Below are 6205 nucleotides of genomic sequence, written 5' to 3' on the forward strand. Positions count from 1 at the left end.
CACGCCCCCTCCCCGTCCCTCGGGGCGGGGGCGCGGTCACGCCGCCGGACCTGCGGTCCCGCCGTCCCCGGTCATGTCCTCGACCTCGGCCAGCGCCTCCTCCAGCCAGTGCAGCCAGAACGTCTCCAGGGCGATCCCGCCGTGCAGGACGAGCCGGCGCAGCCGGTCCTCCACGGCGTCGCGGCCGGGCGGGAAGTCCTTCTCCTCGATGGCCTCGTACTGAGCCAACTGCCGCTGGTGAAGCTCCAGATGGCGCCGCAGCTCCGGTCCGAGCCCCTGCGGCCCCACGACACCCGCCGCACGGATCCGCAGCAGCAGCGGATCGCGCATCGGCTTCGGGTCCTGGCTCTCGCCGACCCACCGCGCGAGCTCCGCGCCGCCGGCCGGCAGCACCTCGTACTCCTTCTTCTGCCCCCGCAGCGGCACCTCGCTGGGCAGCTCCCGGATCAGCCCCGACTCCTCCAGCCGGCCCAGCTCCCGGTAGATCTGCTGGTGGGTCGCCGACCAGAAGTACCCGATCGACCTGTCGAACCGCCGGGTCAGCTCCAGCCCCGACGAGGGCTTCTCGAGCAGGGCGGTGAGGATGGCGTGCGGGAGGGACATGCCGCCATCCTAGATACGCCGGGTCCGCCGACCCCGCGTCCGGCTACTGCCAGGCGGCCAGGTCCACGTCGTGCGTGGCCATCGCCACCGCGCCCGCGATCGCCGCGCGCTTGCGCTGGCCGTCGGAGAGCAGGTGGGTCGGGCGGTCGCGCAGCGCCGTGATGTCCAGGGCGGCCAGGGACGACTCGACGCGCTCGCGGACCTCCGCCGCGGGCAGGCCCAGGTTCATCGGGCCGAAGGAGACGTCCTGCTCCACGGAGGCCGCGAACAGCTGGTCGTCCGGGTCCTGGACCACCAGCTGGACCGCCGTCCGCAGCCGGGTCAGGCCGCCGCGGTCGTACGTCACCATCGCGCCGTCGAGGTGCAGCGCGCCCGAACCGGGCCGCAGGCCCCCGCTCAGCAGCCGCATCAGCGTGGTCTTGCCGGAGCCGTTGCGGCCCAGCAGGACGAGCGCCCGGCCCTCGGCGATCCCGAAGTCCACGCCGGACAGCACGGCGGGCCCGTCCTCGTACGCGTAGCCCGCGCCCACCAGCTCCACCAACGGCCTCACAGGTACAGCTCCTTCAGTACGAGGGTCACGGCCACCAGGGCCGCGAGCAGTGCGCCGGACGCGGCGAGGAAACGCCAGGACAGGGCCGCGTCGGGGACGAGCACCCGCAGCGCCCCGTCGTAGCCGCGCCCGGCCAGGCCCGACTGGAGCCGCCCGGCGCGGTCGAAGGCCCGTACGAACGAGGTCGCGGCCAGCCCGGCCACCGAACGCCAGGCCGCCGCCCGGCCGGTGTTGCCGAGGCGGGCCGCCTGGGCCTGGCGGATCCGGGCCAGGGAGTCGAGCAGCAGGAAGGTGATCCGGTACATGACCAGGGCCACGTCCACCACCGGGGCCGGCACCCCCGCCCGGACCAGCCGGGCAGCACGTCCGACACCGGAGTGGTGAAGGCGAAGAGCAGCACGCCGAGCGAGGCCGCCGAGGTGCGCAGCAGCAGTTCGGCGGCGTGCCGGGGCCCGTCGGGGGCCAGCGCGAACCAGCCCGCGGGCCCGCCCACCGAGAACAGCAGCGGCAGCGCGCCGGTGAAGCAGAAGCCGAGCGGGATCCGGAAGGCCCGCCACAGCTGCCGCCCGGCCACCCCGGCGGGGCCGAGCAGCACCCCCAGCGTGGCGGCGGCGACCAGCGGCCCCCGGGCCAGGGCGGCAGGCACACGGCGGTCACCGTGAGCCCGATGCCGAGCAGGGCCTTCTCCAGGGGGTGCCGGCGCCGCCACCGGCTGCTGTGCGCGGCGACATCAATGGGCAGCACCGTCAGCGCCCCGCACCGCCGGCCCCGGGCCCCGTGCCGGGATCCGGGGCCGGCCCGGTGCCAGGGGCTCCGGCGGGAGCCGCGCCGGCACCCGGCCCGGTGTCCGCGCACCCGCGCGCGGCGGCGCCGACGGCTCCGCCGGCCGGGCCCGCGGTGTCGTCGGCCAGGCCCGCGGTGTCCTCGGCCGGGGGCTGCGCGCCGTGCCCTGCCGGCAGGCCCGCAGGGTCACCCGCCGAGCCCGCGGCAGCGTCGGCGGCGCCCTGCCGGCGGCCCTTGCGGAGGCCGAAGCAGTACGCCAGTACGCCCGCGCCCAGGGCCGCCTGGAGGGCGAACAGCGCCGATTCGATCTCCGCCGAAGGGGGTTCGTACAGCGGGGAGAACCAGGGCTCGCAGTCCGGCTTCAGCTCGGTGATGGCGGCCTCCGCCTGCGAGTCGGCGCCGGTGAACGGCTCCTCCTTGCCCTCGCCGAGCCCCAGCGCGAGCGGGAGCGCGGCCAGCGCCGCCACCAGGAGCAGCAGCAGCGTGTTGATCTTCGCGTTCCTGCTCACCGGGCCACGGCCTCCTTGGCCTTCGCGATGCCGAGGCGGACCAGGTCCGACCGGCTGGACCGCATCAGCAGCCGCATCACGAGCACGGTCAGCAGCCCCTCGCTCACCGCGAGCGGGAGCTGGGTCACCGCGAAGATCCCGCCGAACTTCCCGAGCGCGCCGAGGAAGCCCGTACCCGGGTCCGGGAAGGCCAGCGCCAGCTGCACCGAGGTCACGCAGTAGGTGACCAGATCGGCGGCGAAGGCCCCGAAGAACACGGTCACCATCAGCGGGACGCCCAGGCCCCGCAGCAGCCGGTAGGCCCCGTAGCCCGCCCACGGCCCGGCGACGGCCATCGAGAAGGCGTTGGCGCCGAGGGTGGTCAGCCCGCCGTGCGCCAGCAGCAGCGCCTGGAAGAGCAGGGTGATGGTGCCCAGCACCGCCATGACCGGCGGCCGGAACAGGATCGCCCCGAGCCCGGTGCCCGTCGGGTGCGAGCAACTGCCCGTCACCGACGGGATCTTCAGCGCGGACAGGACGAAGGCGAACGCTCCGGACGCCCCGAGCAGCAGCGTGCTCTCCGGATCGGCCTTCACCTCACGGGTGAGGGCGCGGACACCGTGTACGACGAACGGGGCGGACGCGGCGCCCCAGGCGACCGCGTGCCATGGGGGCAGGAACCCCTCGGCTATATGCATGAGTCGGGAAGACCTCTCCAGCACCTCGTGGATGGACAGCGCGCCCAGGCCGGTCTCCTGGCTCACGGGTACTGATGCCCTGGCTCCGCCTTCCCGGGGCCGTGCGGTCTCCCCCGCGGTCCCAGTGACTTCCCTGCAGGAATGGAGCGGACTTCCCGATCACAGTGGCGAGGGCCGCACCGGTTTCCCACCGGTTTCCCGAACACCAAGGCCCACTGACCCCATCCCGTCCGGCCGCGCCCCGGTGGCGGTGCCTCCGGGCCCCGGCCAGGCTGGGGGAATGGCTGCCGAACCCGACTACTCGAACCTCTCCGCCCTCTTCGTGAACTGCACGCTCAAGCGGTCACCCGAGGTCAGCAACACCGAGGGCCTGATCGACAAGAGCCGGGCCGTCATGGAATCGGCCGGATGCCGTACGTCGCTCGTCCGCGCCGTCGACCACGACATCGCGACCGGCGTCTGGCCGGACATGACCGAACACGGCTGGGAGACCGACCAGTGGCCGGTGCTCTACAGCCAGGTCATGGACGCCGACATCCTCGTGCTCTGCGGCCCGATCTGGCTCGGCGACAACAGCTCCGTGATGAAGCAGGTCATCGAACGGCTCTACGCCTGCTCCTCGATCCTGAACGAGCAGGGCCAGTACGCCTATTACGGGCGGGTCGGCGGCGCGCTCGTCACCGGCAACGAGGACGGCGTCAAGCACTGCGCCATGAACATCCTCTACAGCCTCCAGCACCTCGGCTACGCGATCCCGCCGCAGGCCGACGCGGGCTGGATCGGCGAGGCCGGACCCGGGCCGTCCTACCTCGACCCGGGCTCGGGCGGCCCCGAGAACGACTTCACCAACCGCAACACCACCTTCATGTCCTGGAACCTCATGCACCTGGCCGCCCTCCTCAAGGGCGCGGGCGGCATCCCGGCCCACGGCAACCAGCGCTCCCTGTGGGACGCCGGCTGCCGCTTCGACTTCCCGAACCCCGAGCACCGGTAGGTCCCCGGCCCCGGCTCCCGCCGGCGTGATCAGCAGACGTTCCGGTGCGCGATGTCCAGGACGAAGCGCTCCGGGGCGTGCAGCCTGAACGAGGTGAAGGCGGGCTTGGTGTCGAAGGCGGCGCCGAAGGTGACGTACCCCTCGTAGTCGCCGGTCAGGGCGAGGCCCTTCAGCTTGGGCAGATAGATCTTGAGGAGCTTGGGCCCGCGGTAGACGTTGCGGCCCGCGTCGTCGTGTCCGGCGGCGGGGTGCAGGCGGATCTCCAGGAAGTACCGCCCGGCCAGCGGGACGGGCTTGCCGGACCCGTCGTAGACCAGCGACGGGACGGGGGTGACGGTGACCGGGGGGACGTATCCCTGCAGGTCGACGACCACGCGGTCGTACGTGCAGTGCCCGCCCCAGCGGGCATTGACGACGAGCGGGGTGACGGTGGCGGCCGTGCCGGTGGCGGCGGCCGCGGCTGCGGCGGAGGCCGGTGCGGCGAAGGCGAGCATGGAGGCGAGCAGTGCGCCCGACCCCACTGCGGTGGCCTGCCGGCGACGTGGACGGTTCATGGCGTCCCCTCGATTCCGAGAGACGGGGAACGGTGTCACCTGTGAAGACGCGCCCGATACATCCGCGGTTGCACCGGTTTATCGCGGGGCGGGGCCCCGGCCGGAACCGGGGGAGCCTGCCCGCCTGCCCGCCTGCCCGGCGCCTACGGAGACGGCCGCCCCTCCCGGGTGGGAGGAACGGCCGTCGTCCTGCGGTTACGGGTGGATCAGGGAGCCGCGTCCAGGGTGGGGATCGGAAGGGGCGCGGTGCCCAGGGTCACGGCGGTCCAGCGCTGGGCGTCGGAGCTGTTGCAGTCGTACAGCCAGAGCTGGTGGCCGGGCGTGGTGTCGAAGTTGCCGAGGTCCATGCACCGGCCGGATACCGGGTTGTAGATCGAGCCGTCGGCGCGGGGCACGAAGATCTGGGCCGGCGTCGGGGTACCGCCGCAGGTCCGCAGTTCGAGCGGGGTGGTGTTGCCCGTTCCCGCGTTGACCGCGTTCACGCACTTGCCCTGGATCCGCAGCGAACCGTCGCCCCGGACCTCGAAGTCCTGGGCGGGCGTTCCGTTGCAGCCCGTGATCTGGATCGGGTTGCCGTCATCGGTACGGGCGTAGTCGTTGTCGACGCAGGAGCCCGGAGCCGCGGTCATCGAGATCCGGCCCAGGGTCGCCGGGGCGGTGGGGGCGGCCGCGTAGGGGTACGCGGCGAAGTTGCTGACGCCGCCGTTGAGGACGTCTGAGGGGGCTCCGCCGAGCTTGTAGCGGCCGAAGACGATCGAACCGCTGGGAGCGGGGCTGGTGGAGGCCGCGTGGTGGCCGGTGCTGGCCAGGACGCCGTTGACGTAGAGGCTCATCAGGCCGCTGCCGGCGTTGTAGACGGCGGTCAGGCGGGTCCAGGTGTCGGCGGTCCACCGGGCGTTCTCGTTGGCCACGTGGGTGTAGTCGTAGGGCCATGCCCCGCTCGGCGCGTTGGCCATGGCGAAGTGCCACTGACCGCTGTTCTTGTCGCCGTAGATCATGAACGAGCTGTTCTGCGTGCCGTCCTGGCTGACGATCATGCTGGTCGTGGGCCCCGGGGTCGTCGACCCGTGCTTGGCCCAGACGCTGATGGTGAAGTCCTTGCCGGTGTCGACACCCGTGTTCGTACCGGACGCGGTGATGGTGGAACCGGCGCCGCCGAACGCCGCGTACGGGGTGCTGCGGCCCTCGATGGTCGCGGTCGGGAAGGTGACGGCGCCCGCGATGGTGGCGGGGTACTTGTTGCCGCCGGCGCTCGGCGTCTTGCCGGCGGTCGCCGCGTTCAGCTTCCACTGGACGGCGGGGGTGTTGAGGTTGCCCTGGAGGGTGAAGGTGGAGGCGATGCCGGTGACGGTGGGGTAGGGGACGGTGGTGCCGTCGGGGGCGGTGCCGAGGCCGTTGAAGGCGACGAGCTGCTGTTCCTTGTCCACGGCCCAGAGGTCGGGGATGTTGTCGCCGGTGAGGTCGCCGTCGGAGCCGACGCGGGGGTAGCGGGCCGGGTCGATCTTGCCGGTGATCAGGCCGGCGGCCGGGTTGGT

6 protein-coding genes, 2 pseudogenes and 1 riboswitch are annotated in these 6205 nt (G+C 73.0%); of the genes and pseudogenes, 1 reads left to right on the forward strand and 7 read right to left on the reverse strand.

Annotation, left to right across the window (positions count from 1 at the left end; translation table 11 throughout):
- Positions 1-36: 36 nt before the first annotated feature.
- From ACIGFK_RS21970 to ACIGFK_RS21990, 5 genes and pseudogenes are all read right to left on the reverse strand, one after another.
- Complete coding sequence (locus ACIGFK_RS21970; RefSeq protein ID WP_376656786.1) at positions 37-603, reverse strand: PadR family transcriptional regulator; 567 nt, start codon at positions 601-603, stop codon at positions 37-39.
- A 79-nt stretch (positions 604-682) separates the two neighbouring features.
- A pseudogene (locus ACIGFK_RS21975) lies at positions 683-1153 on the reverse strand (ATP-binding cassette domain-containing protein); the annotation flags it as partial.
- Positions 1150-1897: pseudogene (gene cbiQ, locus ACIGFK_RS21980) on the reverse strand (cobalt ECF transporter T component CbiQ). The pseudogenes ACIGFK_RS21975 and cbiQ, both read right to left, overlap by 4 nt.
- A 2-nt stretch (positions 1898-1899) precedes the next feature.
- A complete protein-coding gene (locus ACIGFK_RS21985) occupies positions 1900-2445 on the reverse strand; it encodes an energy-coupling factor ABC transporter substrate-binding protein (protein WP_400053205.1) in 546 nt (181 codons plus the stop codon).
- Complete coding sequence (locus ACIGFK_RS21990) at positions 2442-3122, reverse strand: energy-coupling factor ABC transporter permease (RefSeq protein WP_400053219.1); 681 nt, start codon at positions 3120-3122, stop codon at positions 2442-2444. The genes ACIGFK_RS21985 and ACIGFK_RS21990 overlap by 4 nt, the downstream gene beginning before the upstream one ends.
- A gap of 29 nt (positions 3123-3151) precedes the next feature.
- Positions 3152-3347, reverse strand: a riboswitch (cobalamin riboswitch).
- 55 nt (positions 3348-3402) lie between these two features.
- On the opposite strand from ACIGFK_RS21990, the gene ACIGFK_RS21995 reads away from it, so the two are divergent.
- Positions 3403-4116 carry a flavodoxin family protein gene (locus ACIGFK_RS21995; protein ID WP_386470477.1) on the forward strand — a complete coding sequence of 238 codons (714 nt, stop codon included), beginning with the start codon at positions 3403-3405 and terminating at the stop codon, positions 4114-4116.
- Between the two features lie 29 nt (positions 4117-4145).
- On the opposite strand, the gene ACIGFK_RS22000 is transcribed toward ACIGFK_RS21995, so the two are convergent.
- Together ACIGFK_RS22000 and ACIGFK_RS22005 are read right to left on the reverse strand one after the other, a co-directional pair.
- Positions 4146-4670, reverse strand: coding sequence for a hypothetical protein (locus tag ACIGFK_RS22000; RefSeq protein WP_386470480.1), 525 nt, complete (start codon positions 4668-4670; stop codon positions 4146-4148).
- A 206-nt stretch (positions 4671-4876) separates the two neighbouring features.
- On the reverse strand, positions 4877-6205 hold a 1329-nt coding region (locus ACIGFK_RS22005; protein ID WP_400053208.1), incomplete at its 5' end, for a ricin-type beta-trefoil lectin domain protein.

This window comes from Streptomyces sp. NPDC085524 (genome assembly GCF_044541755.1).
Taxonomy (GTDB): Bacteria; Actinomycetota; Actinomycetes; order Streptomycetales; family Streptomycetaceae; genus Streptomyces.

Bases quoted from the DNA above. Each gene is read 5' to 3' on its own strand.
- ACIGFK_RS21970 (WP_376656786.1), bottom strand. From the start codon at position 603: ATGTCCCTCCCGCACGCCATCCTCACCGCCCTGCTCGAGAAGCCCTCG.
- ACIGFK_RS21990 (WP_400053219.1), bottom strand. From the start codon at position 3,122: ATGCATATAGCCGAGGGGTTCCTGCCCCCATGGCACGCGGTCGCCTGG.
- ACIGFK_RS21995 (WP_386470477.1), top strand. From the start codon at position 3,403: ATGGCTGCCGAACCCGACTACTCGAACCTCTCCGCCCTCTTCGTGAAC.
- ACIGFK_RS22000 (WP_386470480.1), bottom strand. From the start codon at position 4,670: ATGAACCGTCCACGTCGCCGGCAGGCCACCGCAGTGGGGTCGGGCGCA.